Raw genomic sequence first — 17910 nt, forward strand, 5'->3', positions numbered from 1 at the left:
CGCTAGACAGGGTATTCATTCGTAGTAGCCGACATTTGAGCCACTAAGTAGCCATTGTCGACCCACCGTTTCCGCTTGTTGGGTTAAGAATGGCTTCGGTTATGGCCTAAGGTGGGCCGATGGTGGTTACCCCCGGTTGCTGCTATGATTTCCTAAACGAATGGCTCATTCCCCCAAAGTAGTTACCCCCAACCGGCAACCTTATGCCCTGCCGCCAGCCCCTCCCATTGAGGATGGCCTGACTCCGCCCGTAGCAACCGAAGTGGTGTTTCTGAGTCGGATGTACGCGCTGCTGGTGCAACATCAGGCAGACCCCTCGCTGCGTGTTAGCCGACTGGCCCATCAGTTGGGTATAGACCGGAAAACGCTGTACCGGAAAGTCCAGCGCCTGACCCACCTGACGCCTACTGAGCTGATTCGCCAATATAAACTTCGCCGAGCCGCCGACCTGCTGCGTTTGGGGTATACTATTGCCCAAACGGCCGTTTTAAGTGGGTTCAAAACACCCTCGCACTTTACGGCCGTCTTCAAAGAGTACTACCGCCAAACTCCCACCGAATTTATCACTAGCCAGGGCAAGCGGGTGGGTCATGAATAAAGTGAAAAAATAGATTGGCTACCGGGGTGACCTGTCCAGCGGGCTGGACTAAACGAGGGGAAGCCCGTTGGCCGGTACTGGTCAGGACAGACGTTAATGACAGGGCGACGACACCCGTTAAACGTTGGCTTACAGATGACCAGCAGCTTCGCTAGTCCCGTAAAAGGTGGCTTTGGGCTTGATTTAATCAACTTTTTCAGCCCAATGTCCCGAATTTGACAGCCAATGTCCCAAAACAAACAGTGTATTGGAGGGCATTGAGTGACCTTTGGCTCACCCACACAGGGTAACTTATTATACTAAAAAGTTAAACAAGTCTTCAGTATGAAGTTCACCGCTACGTTCACCAATTTTTTTGCTCCTCTCCTGATGGGGCTAACCATTATCGCTTTTCTGGCCAGTTGTAAAGGCGAAGTAGGTCCCAAAGGCGATCCGGGTGCTCCGGGCGTCGGAACAGCCGGACCTGCAGGGGCAACCGGCGCTACCGGAGCCACAGGTCCGGCAGGTGCCTCTGGGGTTGCTGGCGCTACCGGCGCAACGGGTCCTACCGGTGCTCAAGGTGTAGCTGGCGTGAGTGGAACGTCCAGTGTGACTCAGGTTACCTATGCCACTTCCTTTACACTAGCCAACGATATTTACAAGACTTATTATTTTGATTTGCCAAGCTACATTTCAAAAGCGGTCGTTGATAAAAGCATTGTACTGGTGTATATGCAGTTTTCTGAAAATCCGGACTATGTATACCAAATATCTGGACCTACTTTTTATGGTGATGAGTTTATCTATCTTACGTTCAGTAGTAACAATAGTAGTGGCATTGTTCAAAGTATTGCTATCAAACGTAGTAAAGGCACTTTCTTTAAGGCTGTTACTAAAGTAAGAGTATTAATTATCCCGGCAGCTAACCTAGTCAATGGGCGAAAAGCGGCCGTTGATCATAGTAATTACGAAGCAGTCAAGGAATATTATGATCTGAAAGAGTAGCTATTTTTCGAGGCTATTCCACTGCGCCCTCACTTCTAACTCAAACGTTTCCTGGCAGATCTGCTGTAGTTAACTGGGCACATAGTTAGTTTTTATCTGACTCTATGTCCAGTTAACTCTAGCAAATCAAAACGCTAATCAGCAGCTGGTAACCGCCCAACCAGCTAATTCACTAATGCGGACTCCTACGTATAAGTAGACCCGTTACAAAGTGACTGCCTTTAAGTGGATTCAAAACACCCTCACACTTTACGACCGTCTTCAATGAATACTACCGGCAAACACCCACCGAATTCATCATCAGACAGGGCAAATGCGTGGGTCAAAAAATAAGCTGGCCTTCCTGGTAACCTTTCCAGCCCGCTGGAATAAACAAGCGAAGGCTCGCTAGGAGGGGCGGTTAGGATCAACGTTGCTGAGTTGCTGATAGGGCAATGATACTTGTTAAACGGCAGCTTATGGATGACCAGCAGCGTCGTTAGTCCCGTAAAAGGTGGCTTTTGGCCTGATTTAATCAACTTTTCAGCCTAATGTCCCGAATATGATAGCAAATGTCCCAAAACAGAAAGTGTGCTTAATTATTAAATCCCACCTTTGAACCGTTTATAAGATACAAGCGGTACAGGTTTAATCTAGGAATATGTTGCCAAGTTTTTCTCTGTAATCTTATGAGATTATAGGATAATAGTAGGAACGACTTGACTGCGAGTTGTCTGGAAAAATGGAATTCGATATAAGAAATCTATTAACATAGTGAAGCCCCAAATAAAAGCCTTATAGCTATTAACTATTCTTGACAAATTTTTTAATGAAAGTACATAAAGTTTGGAACCAAAAAAAGTATAAACGATGCTAAATGTCCAGTAAGTGAAATAGAGGAGTTATGGTTCATGTAAGAGCATGATGTTTGCAGTAAATGGTAGCCTTAAGGTAATAAAAGAAGATACCTTTATTTGTTTATATATCGCGTTGATCCAATAATATTGGTTAGTCAGGTGCTTGCCGCCTTCATTGGATCATAATATGTGAATTGTAACTCCAAAATTAAGTAGTTAACCGTTAATTTTTTTAATTAATAAAAACAAAAAAATGACAGATATCAAAAGGTTTTCACCTGAAGTTTTGACTGAAAAAGCAGATTATGGAATCTTTGAAAAATTAGAAGGAACCTGGGTAAATCATAATCCAGATAACAATAAAACTGGATGGGGGCTTTTTACTATTTGCATGCCTTCGCCAGGTACTAATTCAGAAACTATTCCCGGAATATTTCATTTTCTAATTCAAAATTACACAGAAGAACTTACGTTTACTCTTGTTCCAGGTGCAGTCCGAAATCGTGGTGGTGCCAATGAGCAATTTTGTGGAGCAATAAAGTACAACCAAAGTATACAGGATCTGAAAGGAAATAGCCTTCATGAAGAAAATGGAATGTACCTTATGCTGAATGATATATACAACCATCCGGCAGATGAGAAATCAATAAAGACAGATATTGGTTTCACTCAGCTCGAATATGGAGATGGGGCAGTTGGGCCACATTATCAACCTCCCTATAGTATTTCACGAAGTGGAACAATACCACATGGTAATACAATTTTATTACTTGGTTCAGAGAAAAAAGGAAAGAGTTGTAAACCTAATTTTCCGAGTGGAATTGCCGCTTGGGATGTTAATCATCTTTCTATTTCCGCTAGTATGGGATTAGCAGACACAAAAAAGCATGGACCTATTGATCTTGATGAGGATGCACCAGAATGGGTAAAAGACACAAGTTTGCCAGAAAGAGATCCTAATGGTAATAGAACTTACACCCAGCGCATACTTGCTGATGACTTGTATCCTTATTCAGTTAGACCCGATCTGCGTTTACGAGATGCTATACAAGACCAAAATATTACAGGATATCATTTAATAGAAATGACATCAGGAGAGCAAGGAGGACCTGAGGGCGGAATTTTGAATATCCCGTTCCTAAAAAGATTTACCCCCACTACTGAAATGAATTTTAAAATGTGGATTGAAACAGTTTTGGAAGATGGTGTTGAATTTTTGCAGTTACAATATGAACAAATTCAATTTTTTGAATTTCATTTTGGATCGGATGGTGGTACTACTCGTTGGCCTCATATTCAAGTAAATACACTACGAAAGAAGAAAGAAGAAGTTTAACTTGAACTATGTATAATTCTACACTTAACTAACGTATTGTAAATGTATGGGATTAGAGGATCATGTTGTAGTGTTACCTTACAAAAAAGCCTCTAACCCTATGCTTCTAAAAGACAAAGCTTTGCGGCTTATCCTTAGTTGGCGATGACTTCTGCAACGCCCTCACCAGTTGGCAAGTTTAGCCCGTTATAATACCCATCTGCCGAATTAACCGACAGATAACTATTGGCTACTACAATCTTCTACCATTACTCTTTTCTATGGTGGTATTTACCGTCTGCTTAACCCCCTGATTGCGTTAATAACGCACCGTATGAAAGAGTTCCTGACAACACGGTCATAACGCCCCCGCTCTATATGTTAGACTAGAAAGAATAACTTTTTGTCTGAGTAACAAACACTAAAATTGTAACATATGTCCTACCTAAATTCACCTAGATTAACCTTCAACGGCGATTTTCAATCCGATGTGTCCACGGTAAACAACGACACAGCACACTATAACAATGAGACATTTAAGCCATCGTTTCAAATACCGTCTGACTCGAACGATCCAAATGGCTGGTGGAATCCGGAAGGGGGAGCTGTTTTTAACTTTTTAAACTGCAAAGTCAGTCAGTTGACATTCGAAGACGGAACAGTGAAGTCTGATCCTGGTTCGGATATGATACTAGGTCAGTTTGTGGGCGGTCCTGAGGGGAGGCCCACCGGTAAAATGGTTGACTTGGATCCTGACCAACAAGGGGTATCTGCTTTATGGTGTGTACAGCTAAGACTTTTCACCGCCAGTAACGAACTGCTATTTCAAGGCGACATAGCTACCACTGCTTTCCGGGATTTACAGTTTCGGCAAACCGACGGTGGAAAAACAAATGGCCAACCTTTGGGTGGAACCTGGACATCGGTTATGACTAATGTCCAATGGGGCGAAAAAGCGTTGGCGTCTTCTCCCTTTCTACAAAAACTAAAAGAGGTTACTCATGAAAACAAGCTCAGTATTAACTTAAATGCATTTGGCTATCATTACAACCATAGTCAGGATGGTCGTTTTTCACTTGGCCGGATTCTCGGTTCAATTGGCCCCTGGTTTAAAGGCGAGCCGGATACCTTTCTTCCGGGCCGTCGGCTATATGGACTTGTAGGCTTAAGAGGACCTGCCTATTTCAGAATAAGTAATTTTATCACTGAGCCTGAAACGAAACGGCTTACCGTAGATTTTGGCAGCAGTTTTCCAATTGCTGACGCTTTGGGATGTATTTCATTAACAACCCCGCTTTTGTTAGGTGTAGCGAAAATCCCTGTTAATCAAGGGCCAGCACAGGAAGCTACCTACATTACCCCGACAGATTTTCTGAAAATTGGTCCGGTCGAGTACAAAACCGGTAGTGCCGACTGGCTTAACCAAACGGGGGGTATTGTTTCGTTTTCAAACCTGCCCGATTTGACGTTCTCTTCGTTGACGCATAATCAGTTGTTATTGGTAAGCCCGTCGGCAAGTACCCCTGGCCAGTTGGCTATTATTGCCAGAGAGTCAGTGGAGGGGCTTTATGTGCGAGCGGATAACTTTGTCCAGCGCCTTGACACCGATGACGAAAGTACCATTGCGTTTTACGCTTATAGATGGGGTAAACCGTTCGCCAATAGTGCAATCAACGTAACGTTAGACTCTCCAACAGCCGATACCCCCCTCGGACCAAACAATCCAATCAGTATCGTCTACGGTAATAATTACCCCTCCGATGGGCTAAAATTTGCCTCCGGCATATTTACTGATCAGCAGGGCCTTGCCTGTTTAAAAATCCTGGGAAAGGCTATTCACAGTCCACGAAAATATATTGATGGGCAGGTTTATACGCTTCAGTATACGTTAGAGACATACCCTAACGACTACAACGACTTTGCCATGATGCGCGATATAATTGCTGTTCATCTTCGGGATCAGTTTGACGTACCAGAACCACCAACCTGGGAGGCAATTAAGTCAACGCTGATACAATACAGTAACCTATACCCAATTATGAGTAAGTATTTGGTTAACCTATCTGACCCGGTTGATCTGAAACTTAAGAAGGCAAGACTGCTCTTTGCCTTTAAGCAGCCTATTACTAATACGATGCATATGCCGGTCACGCGCGATCTGTCAAAGGCCAAACGGGAGGCCATTATCAAGTGGCTGGAATATGGAGAATTACCGGAAGCGAATGATCCTACAAATGAAAACCCGCCCGTCCCAATTAGTCAAAATCCTTTGGGAGCTGGAACCCCATTGACTGAAAGCCAACAAGATTACCGAAATGTAATTAAGGCCAAAAACGGCTCCATGCCGTCTTTCCCAGTAATTCAAAATCTATTCGAGAATTTGTAACAATCCAAACATGACTGCAAAATGATCCAAATAAAACCGGAAATAATTCACCAGATAAAAGAAGCTACATCGCTGGAACACTTGTTCGATAAGGTGCAAATGGCCATTGAATTAGAGCATGCTACCATACCCCCTTACCTAACAGCCATGTTTTCGCTTAAGCCTGGGGCTAATTTGGGACAGCGAAAAATAATCTACTCGGTAGTGGTTGAAGAAATGATGCACATGTCAATAGCTGCTAATATTCTTAATGCTTTAGGGGGAAGCCCGCAAATAAACAACCCACAGTTTATTCCTTCTTACCCAGGTCCACTACCCATGGGTATCGGGCAAGGATTGCAGGTAGGCTTAGAAGCCTATAGTACTAAAGTGGTAGAAGACGTATTCATGAAAATTGAAGAACCGGAGCATCCACTGGTATTCAAAGCTCTTTTTGAGTCCGAAGAACCCCAATATAGTACCATTGGGGAGTTTTATATGGCATTACAGAATCAGATTATTGCGTTGGCGCCTGATATACTTCCCGGAGACTCTACTAAGCAAGTAACCTCTCCTTCATTTTTTAAAAAGGAACTTCTTTTTCCAATAATCAAAAAAGAAGATGCCATAAACGCTATAAATGTTATCATTGAACAGGGAGAGGGAACAACAAAATCACCCTATGCTCAGGGGGAAGATGGTGAGTTTGCTCATTATTACCGGTTTGAAGAACTTTCTCGGGGAAAAACATTAGTAGCGGATTCAACAGCTACTAATGGTTTCTCCTTTTCAGGAGCTGACATAGCTTTTGATCATAACGGTGTCTATTCGCTGTATCCAAACACAAAAACAGCATCACTGCCTGAAGGTTCGGAAGTTAAAATACTGATGAATAATTTTAACACCATCTACTCATCTTTATTATTCGGTTTGCATGATACATTTAACGGCAAGCCTGAAAATCTGGGAAATACAATTGGTTTAATGTTTGATCTTAGGCTCACTGCCGAAAAATTATGTGCTACTCCTTTTCCAGGCAAACCAGGTTATAACGTAGGGCCCTCTTTTGAGTTTTTCAAACCTGGTATGCCAATTTAAAAAAAAGTAAAGTTTCAATATAAGCTCTATCTAGAAACGTGCCAATAGTTTATCTATAGAACTCTATTTTGGCAGGGTGAAGGATTGGTCTGATGCGTCTTTTCGAATTAAGTGGATTTGAAATTAGATCTATAAATAGAAGGACAAAGTTTCATTTAGCGTAAAAAATATCTGATTTAGCCGCTGGTGTCTGAATTATTTAAGCAATACTGATTAAAATAATTTTTTAAATCAGTATTGCTTAAAGAGCCTTCTTATACTGGGCTGAAGCGTTGGCTGATTTACTTGATATTTATTTTCCCAAGAAAATATTTCTTGGAAATAGTAGTTTCATTATTTAATAATTATTTACAAAATTTGATCTTTATATTATGCAACATTTTACATCTAAAGACATTGCTGTTAAAAAATCCATTCCAGAGAAAGTTGATACTCTGATTGTTGGTGCTGGCATGTCGGGACTATACAGTGCCTGGCAGATTAATAGGAATTTTCCTGAACATAAAGTTATTGTTTTTGAGAAATCATGGCGTACTGGAGGACGCCTTGACTCCGATCTTATTAAATTTAATTATAATGAAACCGTTCGGGAAGAAGAGGGAGGGATGCGCTTTACCTTTGACTTAATGGAAAATCTGATGGCTTTGCTACTGATTTTAGAATTAGATAGCGATATAGTTCCATTCCCAATGAAAACGAATGGAAATAACCGGCTATATTTCAGAGGAAAAAGCTTTAATAACACTATTTCTGCAGCAGATAACTTTGCTATTTGGAGCGAACTTTATAACCTTTCACCTGACGAGCAAAATGTAAATCCAAATTCAATAATTGATACAGTGTTTAACAGGATTCTGGCTACTAACCCTCAGTTTACCGATCGTCCCGCTCCCAATAATCGGACGCCTGAATTTTGGCAGGCATTTCGCTTAGAGTGTAAATGGAAAGGAGTTCCATTGGTAGACTGGACCCTCTGGAACCTGTTTACCGATATGGGTTATTCGAGGGAGTGCATTACGATGCTTTACGGTCTGTCGGGATTTAATGGTACGTTTTTATCAACGATGAATGCCGGCGAAGCTTACCAACTGCTTGAGGATTTTCCAGCCAACCCCGACTTTAAAACATTGAGAAATGGGTTTAGTACGCTACCCAACGCATTGGTTAAAGCTATCGGCAAGGATAAAATTTACTTGGATACTCAAGTCACCAGCATTGACGAACGTACACCTGATGGTTATTATACTGTTTCATATACCAGTAAGGATAAAGATGGGAATTTTAATAAACGTAAAATTTTCGCAAAAAAAATCATTTTGTGCATACCACGTCTTCCGTTAGAGCAATTGTTCACCAAGTCAAATGCTTTGAACATACTTCCGGATAGCATGGCAGAAAAACTTTGGAATAACCTACAAACCACTACCAATCAACCACTCCTGAAAATCAACCTTTATTTTGAAAAGGCTTGGTGGGCTACTAATTTAACTGGTCAGCCTTCTGTTGAGTATGGGCCGAACTTTTCTGACCTTCCAACTGGATCTGTTTATCCATTTTATGCTATCGACGAAGCCACTATTGCTGCATTGGAATATGAAAAGTATATGCAGACAGTAGGAAAGCCGATACCAAAAAAACTACAATCCAAACTAGATGCAATAAGATTAACAAAATTTGATCGGCCCGCAGCCTTGACGATTTATTGTGACTTCATGAATATCAATTTTTGGAAGGCGCTGCAGCGCAATGGACCATTATTCACTTCGACAAAGCAAGAAGATCTCAATAAGCAAACACCACAAGTTGTATTTCCTGCTTCGCAGGCAGTAGTGGATGCCGCTATTACCTTCTTCAAGCAGATATTTAATACCAATTTCGTACCACAGCCTATATTGACCAGCGCTCGTATTTGGGAAGGTTCTTCGCTCTATAATCTTCCGCCAAGTGAACAATTTGATTACGGAGTTCATCAATGGGGTATTCAGGCTAATGATAAAGAAGTGATAGAGTACCTTACGCAACCTCTTGAAAATATTTATACCTGTGGAGAGGCTTATTCGGACTACCAGGGGTGGGTTGAAGGAGCATTGCGTTCAGCTAATTTGGTGCTGGCAAAAGAAGGCTTTGAACTGGAGTCTATTGCAAAAGAATATAAAGACAAACACCACGTTTCTCCAATGCAGGCTGTTTCAGAAAGTTACTCCAAAAAATCAACTGAGATGATTCAGAAACATATTGATCCTGATTTTAAGCCCGAACGAAAAAAAATCCTTGTACAGGCACAGGGTAAAGTAACCGACCCGCTTCTCGGTATTAAACTTACTTATTTCGACAGCCCGGAAGGTCAGTTATAAGTAGCTAAACTCCACAAACAGCATGAGTGTTAAACCGAAGATTACGGTAGCCGAATACCTGAAACAACGCCTGGAACAAGTGGGGCTTGACCGTCTGTTTGGCGTGGCAGGTAATTACACGGCCCCATTTCTGAATACCGTTCTATCCGATAAAATATCACCTATCGTAATCTCCCATAATGCAAATGAAATGTGTGCGGGCTATGCGGCTGATGGGTATGCACGTCTTAAAGGAATGGCGGGGTTGTACGTTACTTACAGCGTTGGTGCTTACAGCCTATTGAACACAATAGCCGGTTCGTATACGGAGCAAGTGTCACTTATATTAATTAACGGCGCACCTACGAATAAAGAAGAAAGCGTAGAACGGAATGCCGGACTCATGTATGCCCATACAACCGGTGATGTGTTACCTAATATTGACATGTTTAGAGGAGTAACAGTTGCGGCCGAGCGTATAACGAATGCCGTACAAGCCTGTTACCAGATTGATTCGGTATTAACCGCAATGCTAACGTATAAACGGCCTGTATACATCGAGGTAACGGAAGACGTATGGAGGGCGCTGTGCAACCCGCCAAAGGGACTTTTGACTACAGGAGTTGGCGCAATTAAAAGTAGTAGTGAAACTGACGCAGCCGTACTGGCTACTATGAACGTATTGGCCTCTACTTCTCGATTGCTATTGTGGGCAGGTATTGAGATTCAGCGTTTTGGCTTGGAAGAATCCTTTCTACAACTGTTGGATACTGTTAACAAAGCTTATGGAATTAAAAATCACGAAGCAGTTCACTTTGTGACCTCACCCCTGAGCAAGTCGGTTATCAGTGAATTGAATCCACTCTTTGAAGGTTGCGTCACATTGACCCAAAAAGAAATTCAATCACTTGTAGGATCAGATGGTGTTATAATCGGGCTTGGTGCATGGACTACCGGTAAAAATACGGGCAATCAAAATATACGTAGTAACCATACCATTCTTGCTGCCCATAATGGTATTTGGGTAGGATCCCTATATTTCCCTTTAGTCAGCCTCGGTGATTATATGGAAAAGCTTCGGAAAGCTTTGTCTGCCGGTAAAAGAGAAAACAAGACACAGTTAAAGGGACTGCGTCTGAACAAGGAGAGTGTATTGCTTAAGAGAACTGAACACGCTACCGCTACACTGGATTATGATAGTTTTTTTTCTGTACTTCAAGACTGGATTACGGAAGAAATTACGCTGGTCGTTGACGCTGGTTTTTCATTGATAGGGGCACAAGGTTTAAAGGTCCCTGCTAAGGATGGTTTTGTAGCACAAGCCTCGTGGCTTTCCATCGGTTATTCAGTTGCCGCAGCGACAGGTGTAAAATGTGCACAGCCTGACCAGCGAGTGGTTGTCGTTGTTGGTGATGGTGCGTTTCAGGAAACCTGTCAGGCAATTTCTGATCACCATGCATACGGACAAAACAACGTGGTTTTTGTTCTGGCAAATGGCATTTATGGTATTGAACAGGAGATTGTCAATCCAAACGTTTTCAGGACGCCGCCTATTAATTATCCCGACCAGCAACTGGACGATGTCTATCCGTATAACGTTTTACCAGCCTGGCAGTATAGCAAGCTTCCTGAGGTATTTGGCGGTAAAGGCAGAAAGGCTTCAACTTTGGTTGAACTACAAAGTATACTCGAAGAGATTAGAAAAGATACTCACTCAAATTTTTTGATCGAAGTCATAATTCCTCAAACGTCAGTCCCTGCTGCTATCGGTCGAACGCTCAGTATGTCCGTTGGAGAAGACGAAATTCAGAACCCAAAATGGCCACCAGCGGGTGTTTATTAAAAACAAAAAAGTCGCTTAACATCTCTGCTAAGCGACTTTTTTGTTCGTGGGCCAGGCAGGGCTCGAACCTGCGACTTACTGATTATGAGTCAGGCACTCTAACCAACTGAGTTACAAGCCCGTTGCTGATCGATTGCTCTGAATCAGCATGCAAATTTACAAAATTTTTGACAGCAATACAGATTTAACCGGTTTTTCGCTCCAGAATCCTGCCAATCCTGCAATCCAGTCCGGTATCTTTGCTGAATGTCAGCGCCTAACAAGAAGAAAATTCTCAACGATCCCGTTTATGGGTTTATCACCATCCCGACCGAATTACTGTTCGATTTGGTTGAGCACCCTTACTTCCAGCGTCTTCGGCGTATCAAGCAGTTAGGCCTGTCCGAGTACGTTTATCCGGGTGCTTTGCATACCCGCTTTCACCACGCCCTGGGTGCTATGCACCTCATGGGGCAGGCCATGAGTACCCTGCAAAGTAAAGGGCATAGCATTAGTGGTGAGGAGTGTGAAGCCGCCCAGATTGCCATTCTGCTCCACGATGTTGGTCACGGCCCGTTTTCGCACGTGCTGGAATGTTGCCTGCTGGAAGATGTACCCCATGAGGAAATTTCGTTGCTGCTCATGCGCGAACTCAACCGCCAATTCAACGGGGCCCTCTCGCTGGCCATTCGGATGTTTGAAGGAACCTACGAGCGCCCGTTTTTTCACCAGTTGATATCCAGCCAGCTGGATATGGACCGGATGGATTACCTTAACCGCGACGGCTACTATACGGGCGTAGCCGAAGGGGCCATTGGGGCTGAGCGGATCATTAAAATGCTCGATCTGGTAAACGATCAACTGGTGGTGGAAGCCAAAGGGATTCTGAGCGTCGAGAACTTTCTCAACGCCCGTCGGCTGATGTACTGGCAGGTGTATCTGCATAAAACCTCGATTTGTGCCGAGTCCATGCTGATTCAGATTTTACGACGGGCACGTTTCCTGATTCAGCAGACGGGCCCCGGAGCCGTTTTTGCGCCGGAATCGTTTCGGCTGTTTCTACAGGACAGTATCTCACTAGCCGATTTTCGAACGAACCAGACCTATTTGAATGCCTTTACCCGGCTCGACGATTTCGATGTCTGGTTCTGCATCAAGCAATGGGCGCTGCATCCCGATTTTGTTTTGTCGACGCTTTGCCAGATGCTGCTCGACCGGAAGCTGTTCAAAATCATGTTATCGACAGAGCCCTTTGCCGGTGAGTTGCTGGTTGAGTTGGAGGACCAACTGCATGAACTGGGGTTGACCGACGAACAGTGCTCTTATTTTCTGGTCGAAGGGCAGGCGACCAATGCTGCTTACCTGCCCTCCGGCGACCGGATCAGTATTAAGCTCAAATCGGGTAAGGTGATCGACATTGCCGATGCCTCCGACTTGTCGAATATTCAGGTGCTCACCAATATCGTACGTCGCTATTATGTGTGCTGGGCAAAAGAATTGATGGTATTGAGTAAACCCGTGAGTCAGTAACCGGCTATACCAGGTAAACTGATCTGGCTAATGGAATGGAAACTTACCAACTTACGAACTATTTCCGGGCGATTTTATCCGCAAAGTGCAATTTGTTAGTTACCTTAGCGGTCCAATCGATCGCAGAAATTGAGTGCTTTGCGACGGTAGTCATATCTATATGAAGTTTACAGTCAAGCAGATTGCCACACTGCTGGGGGGCGAAGTAGCCGGAAGTGAAACACTGGCTATCACCGGATTAGCCAAAATTGAAGAAGGGAAGCCAGGCGATATATCGTTTCTGTCGAATCTCAAGTATGAACCGTTTCTGTATACCACTAAGGCATCGGCGGTGATTGTCGACCAGTCGTTTCAGCCTAAACAGCCGGTTTCGTCTACCTTGATTTTTGTAGAAAATTCCTACTCTGCCTTTGCTCAACTGCTGGAAGAATATTACAGACAATTAAGTTTTGCCCGCATTGGTGTAGAACAACCTTCCTATGTGGGCGAGGGTAGCCAGTTTGGCGAGCAGATTTACCGGGGTGCTTTTTCATACATCGGTAAAAATTGCCAGATCGGGCAAAACGTCAAAATCTATCCACACGCTTATGTGGGTAATAATGTTCGCATTGGCGATAATTCGATCATTCATCCGGGCGCTCGTGTGCTGGATAATTGTATCATTGGTAAGAACTGCGTCGTTCATCCTAATGCCGTCATCGGTAGTGAAGGGTTTGGCTTTGCGCCACAACCGGATGGTTCGTACAAAACAATACCCCAGCTTGGCAACGTTATTCTGGAAGACTGCGTAAATGTTGGTTCCGGGACAACGATCGACTGCGCCACGATGGGGTCAACCATCATTCGACAGGGCGTTAAGCTGGATAACCTGATTCAGATTGGGCACAATGTCGATATTGGCCGCAATACAGTGATTGCCGCCCAAACGGGTGTTGCCGGTTCGACAAAACTCGGCGAGAACTGCGTTATTGCCGGGCAGGTTGGATTTGCCGGTCACCTGACTATTGCCAACGGTACAAAAGTTGGCGCGCAGTCGGGAGTGGGTAAAAATGTAGAAGAAGAGGGTATTTCGCTCAATGGTTCCCATGCCTTTTTAATGCGTGATAACATGCGCTCGCAGGCAATCTTTCGAAAATTGCCCGCATTAGAGCAACGGGTAACAAAACTGGAAAAGAAAACCGAAAAATAGTTTACGATTTATCGTTTCTGGACTTGCGATAATGGTTGGCTGACGCCAGAACAGGCGCATCTGCTAACCATTTATCATAAACTCAGAACGATAATCTGAAGCTGAAAACGAATGAATACCAAACAACAGACGATTCAGAAATCCATATCGGTATCGGGCGTGGGCCTGCACACAGGGGTCTCTGCAACCATGACCTTTCTGCCTGCACCAACGAACCACGGTTATAAATTCCAACGCATCGACTTGCCGGGGCAACCTATTGTGGATGCCGACGTGGATAACGTGGTGGACCTGTCGCGGGGAACGACCATCGAGCAGAGTGGCGCGCGGATTCATACCGTTGAGCATACACTGGCAGCGCTGGTGGGTTTACAGCTGGATAACGTCCTGATTCAGTTGGATGGTCCCGAACCACCCATTATGGATGGGTCGTCCATTCAGTTTATCAATGCCCTGCGCGAAGCCGGGATTGAAGAGCAGAATGCCAGCCGTAACTATTTCGAAGTAAGTGAATACGTGCATTACCGCAATCCGGAGAAAGACATCGAACTGGCGGCCTTGCCGCTGGATGATTATCGGCTTACGGTGATGGTCGACTATAACTCGCGGGTCATCAGTAGCCAGCATGCGTACCTGAACGACATTAGTCAGTTCCCGGAGCAAATTGCCAACTGCCGCACCTTTGTTTTTCTGCACGAACTGGAAGCGTTGTACAAGCAGAACCTTATTAAAGGCGGTGACCTGACCAATGCCATTGTTATTGTGGATCGGGAAGTGAAAGATGGCGAGCTGGACTATCTGGCCGACCTGCTTAAGAAGCCGAAGGTAAGCGTCAACAAACAGGAGGGCATTCTGAACAACCTGGAACTGCACTACCCCAACGAGATGGCCCGCCATAAACTGCTCGATATGGTGGGAGACCTGGCCCTCATTGGCCGACCCATCAAGGCGCAGATTCTGGCCGCCCGGCCCGGCCATGCGGCCAACGTGGCGTTTGCCAAAAAAATCAAGAAACTGATTCAGAAGAACGCGGTTAACCAGGTGCCTAAATATGACCCTACGCAACCGCCGGTACTCGATATCAACCGGATTTCGCAGCTGCTGCCGCACCGCTACCCGTTTCAGATGATTGATAAAATCATTGCGCTGGACGAGAATAGCGTAGTGGGTATCAAAAACGTGACGATGAATGAGCCGTTCTTCCCGGGCCATTTCCCCGGAAATCCGGTTATGCCCGGCGTCATGCAACTCGAAGCTATGGCACAAACGGGTGGCATTCTCGTTCTTAGCACCGTTCCTGATCCGGAAAACTACTGGCCATTTCTGGTAGGTATTGAAAACTGCCGATTCCGGCGCAACGTTTTGCCCGGCGATACGGTAATCTTTAAGTGTGAGTTCACATCACCCATGAAGCGCGGTATTGTAAAAATGCAGGGCCGGGGCTACGTAGCCAATCAGTTGGTTTGTGAAGCGGACATGATTGCCAGCCTGGTTAAAAAGAAATGATGAATGATGAATCCGTTTTCATTCATCGTTCATCATTCATCGTAAAAAACATGATTCAACCATTAGCTTATATCCACCCCGAAGCGAAAATAGCGCAGAACGTGGTGATCGAGCCATTTGCTATTATCCATAAAGACGTTGAGATTGCCGAAGGAACATGGATTGGTTCCCACGCTGTCATCAACGAAGGGGCTCGCATTGGCCGGAATTGTAAGATTTATCCCGGAGCGGTCATATCTGCAACGCCCCAGGATTTAAAATTTAACAATGAGTATACCCGGACGTACATCGGGGATAATACGACCATTCGTGAGTACGCTACCATTAGCCGGGGAACGGAGGAGCATTGGAAGACGGAAATTGGATCGGATTGCCTGGTAATGGCCTACGCACACGTGGCGCACGACTGCCGGATCGGGAACCATTGTCTGATCATTAATAATGTGCAGATGGGCGGCCACGTCCATATGGGCAACTGGGCCATTATTGGCGGGTCCAGCTCGGTACATCAATGGGTAAAGATTGGCGCTCATGCCATGATTTCCGGTGGCTCGCTGGTGCGCAAAGACGTGCCACCGTTTACCAAAGCCGCCCGCGAACCGCTATCCTACACGGGTATCAACTCCATTGGTCTGCGTCGGCGCGGATTTGAAAACGATAAGATCAATCAAATCCAGGAAATCTACCGCTACATCTACATGCGCGGTCTGAACAATGCCGATGCCCTGACCCAAATTGAACTTGAACTGCCGCCATCAGACGAACGCGACGAGATTGTGAACTTCATCCGGTCGTCGGAACGCGGGATTATGAAAGGCCCGTCAACCACTAATGTTGAACGGGAATAAATAGGAAGATGGCACAAGGCCAGAGCCAACGTGGCCCGGCCTTGCGCCATCAGTGCCACTGGGCTGCCACATAATGCTGACAATCGCTACCGAGGGAATCGGTAAAAAATATCGGAAGGAGTGGATTTTTCGGCGGGTCGACCTAACGCTCCACGCCGGGGAAAGCTACACGTTTGTGGGGCCAAACGGCAGTGGCAAGTCGACGTTGCTCCAACTGCTGGCTGGCAATCTGCCCGCTACCGAAGGCACTCTCACGTATTCGCAGAATAATACGCTCATTGATCCCGATAACTGGTTTCGGCAGGTGAGCATTGCCGCTCCGTACGTCGAACTGGTGGAAGAACTAACGCTGGATGAACTGCTGACATTTCACCAGACGTTCAAGCCATTCAAAAATAAACTCACCCCCGAAGCCGTTGCCGAGCGGCTGTTATTGACGCAGGCCCGGCACAAAGAGATAAAGTACTTCTCGTCGGGGATGAAGCAGCGCGTTAAACTCGGGCTGGCTTTTTTCTCCAATTCACCCATCGTTATTCTCGACGAACCCACTTCCAACCTCGACCGGCAGGGGGCGGCCTGGTACCACGAGCAGGTTCGCCAACTCGACGCCAACCAGCTTCTGCTAATTGGCTCCAACCAACCCGACGAGTACGATTTCTGCCCCAATGTGCTGGATGTAATGCAGTGGAAGGTGCGGTAAATAGTAGTGCCGCCCGGTTTAAAAACCAGACGGCACCCCATCAATAGTCGAAAAGAAACGTTTTTAGAGGGCTTCGGCCATCTGCTCTTCCCCGATTCTGACCGGCGAATCATACAGTTTCCGCATCAGAAAGCCATGTTCGATCAGAAACGACAGATTGAACTTGCGCACCATGCCGTGGTTGGGCAGCACCGGGCTTTCGACGTGATCAATTACGTAGTTGGAAAAATACGACGAAACGTCGCGGGGCGAAATGCTGAAAGGGGGCGATGGCAGCGTTGGCGCGTACTCCACCGTATTCAGGAATGTCAGCGCACCTACCGGCGTCAACTCTTCGAGGGTTTGCAGATAACGCATCCGCATGGGCTCGGGTAGGGCTACCAAGGAAGCCCGGTCGTAAACGATGTCGATGGGACCAAGATCATTGGGTGTCAGCGTAAATAGATCACAACAGAAAATGGTAATGTTCCCTGAGACGAACCGATTCCCAACGCGCTTATACGTCAGTTGATTTTCGGAAAAGAACTGGAGAACTGCTTTCTCAACAATTTCGACCCCTACCACTCGGTTGGCGAAGTGGCTGAAGTAAATCATATCAACACTTTTGCCGCACAACGGAACGAAGACGGACTGGCCTTCGAGAGAGAATGGTGGGAGATGCTTGATCAGGTAAGGGTGGATGTCTTTGCGGTGAAAGCTAGTGTAAGGACCTTCTAATTCCCAGGAGTTCATCCAGAATGCTTTTTCCATGACGTAAAAGAGGAGAGGGGTTTGCGTAGTTTGGTG

At 45.3% G+C, this 17910-nt stretch carries 13 protein-coding genes and 1 tRNA gene; 12 read left to right on the forward strand and 2 right to left on the reverse strand.

All coding sequences use genetic code 11. The annotated features are described in order from the left end of the window. Nucleotides 1-160: 160 nt before the first annotated feature. The 7 genes from CRO74_RS14410 (at nt 161) to CRO74_RS14440 (ending at nt 11372) form a co-directional block, all read left to right on the forward strand. Nucleotides 161-598, forward strand: a complete 438-nt coding sequence (locus CRO74_RS14410) for a helix-turn-helix transcriptional regulator (RefSeq protein WP_097126741.1) — start codon at nt 161-163, stop codon at nt 596-598. Nucleotides 599-922: 324 nt separating this feature from the next. Further along, a complete protein-coding gene (locus CRO74_RS31580) occupies nt 923-1582 on the forward strand; it encodes a collagen-like triple helix repeat-containing protein (protein WP_179830198.1) in 660 nt (219 codons plus the stop codon). Between the two features lie 1089 nt (nt 1583-2671). Next, nucleotides 2672-3754 carry a peroxidase, FMP-type gene (locus CRO74_RS14420; RefSeq protein WP_097126742.1) on the forward strand — a complete coding sequence of 361 codons (1083 nt, stop codon included), beginning with the start codon at nt 2672-2674 and terminating at the stop codon, nt 3752-3754. Nucleotides 3755-4169: 415 nt separating this feature from the next. Further along, nucleotides 4170-6119 carry a hypothetical protein gene (locus tag CRO74_RS14425; protein ID WP_097126743.1) on the forward strand — a complete coding sequence of 650 codons (1950 nt, stop codon included), beginning with the start codon at nt 4170-4172 and terminating at the stop codon, nt 6117-6119. A 21-nt stretch (nt 6120-6140) separates the two neighbouring features. Next, nucleotides 6141-7196 carry a ferritin-like domain-containing protein gene (locus CRO74_RS14430; RefSeq protein WP_097126744.1) on the forward strand — a complete coding sequence of 352 codons (1056 nt, stop codon included), beginning with the start codon at nt 6141-6143 and terminating at the stop codon, nt 7194-7196. A 371-nt stretch (nt 7197-7567) separates the two neighbouring features. Continuing rightward, a complete protein-coding gene (locus CRO74_RS14435) occupies nt 7568-9550 on the forward strand; it encodes an FAD-dependent oxidoreductase (RefSeq protein WP_097126745.1) in 1983 nt (660 codons plus the stop codon). A gap of 22 nt (nt 9551-9572) precedes the next feature. Then, nucleotides 9573-11372 (forward strand): alpha-keto acid decarboxylase family protein, encoded by a 1800-nt coding sequence (locus tag CRO74_RS14440; RefSeq protein ID WP_097126746.1) that lies wholly within the window; start codon nt 9573-9575, stop codon nt 11370-11372. Nucleotides 11373-11419: 47 nt separating this feature from the next. Here CRO74_RS14440 and CRO74_RS14445 read toward each other — a convergent pair. Further along, nucleotides 11420-11493: transfer RNA gene (locus CRO74_RS14445), tRNA-Ile, on the reverse strand. Between the two features lie 125 nt (nt 11494-11618). Between CRO74_RS14445 and CRO74_RS14450 the strand changes: the two genes are divergently transcribed. The 5 genes from CRO74_RS14450 to CRO74_RS14470 all read left to right on the forward strand — a co-directional run bounded on the left by CRO74_RS14450 (nt 11619) and on the right by CRO74_RS14470 (nt 17124). Then, a complete protein-coding gene (locus CRO74_RS14450) occupies nt 11619-12881 on the forward strand; it encodes an HD domain-containing protein (RefSeq protein ID WP_097126747.1) in 1263 nt (420 codons plus the stop codon). Between the two features lie 160 nt (nt 12882-13041). After that, nucleotides 13042-14070 carry a UDP-3-O-(3-hydroxymyristoyl)glucosamine N-acyltransferase gene (gene lpxD, locus CRO74_RS14455; RefSeq protein ID WP_097126748.1) on the forward strand — a complete coding sequence of 343 codons (1029 nt, stop codon included), beginning with the start codon at nt 13042-13044 and terminating at the stop codon, nt 14068-14070. Between the two features lie 111 nt (nt 14071-14181). Further along, nucleotides 14182-15576: a bifunctional UDP-3-O-[3-hydroxymyristoyl] N-acetylglucosamine deacetylase/3-hydroxyacyl-ACP dehydratase gene (locus CRO74_RS14460; protein ID WP_012930933.1), complete on the forward strand. Its 1395-nt coding sequence runs from the start codon at nt 14182-14184 to the stop codon at nt 15574-15576. A 50-nt stretch (nt 15577-15626) separates the two neighbouring features. Then, nucleotides 15627-16424 carry an acyl-ACP--UDP-N-acetylglucosamine O-acyltransferase gene (gene lpxA, locus CRO74_RS14465; RefSeq protein ID WP_097127106.1) on the forward strand — a complete coding sequence of 266 codons (798 nt, stop codon included), beginning with the start codon at nt 15627-15629 and terminating at the stop codon, nt 16422-16424. Between the two features lie 73 nt (nt 16425-16497). Continuing rightward, nucleotides 16498-17124, forward strand: coding sequence for an ABC transporter ATP-binding protein (locus CRO74_RS14470; protein WP_097127107.1), 627 nt, complete (start codon nt 16498-16500; stop codon nt 17122-17124). Between the two features lie 63 nt (nt 17125-17187). On the opposite strand, the gene CRO74_RS14475 is transcribed toward CRO74_RS14470, so the two are convergent. Next, a complete protein-coding gene (locus CRO74_RS14475; RefSeq protein ID WP_097126749.1) occupies nt 17188-17874 on the reverse strand; it encodes a thiopurine S-methyltransferase in 687 nt (228 codons plus the stop codon). Nucleotides 17875-17910: the final 36 nt, after the last annotated feature.

The sequence above is a fragment of the Spirosoma fluviale genome (assembly GCF_900230225.1).
Taxonomy (GTDB): Bacteria; Bacteroidota; Bacteroidia; order Cytophagales; family Spirosomataceae; genus Spirosoma; species Spirosoma fluviale.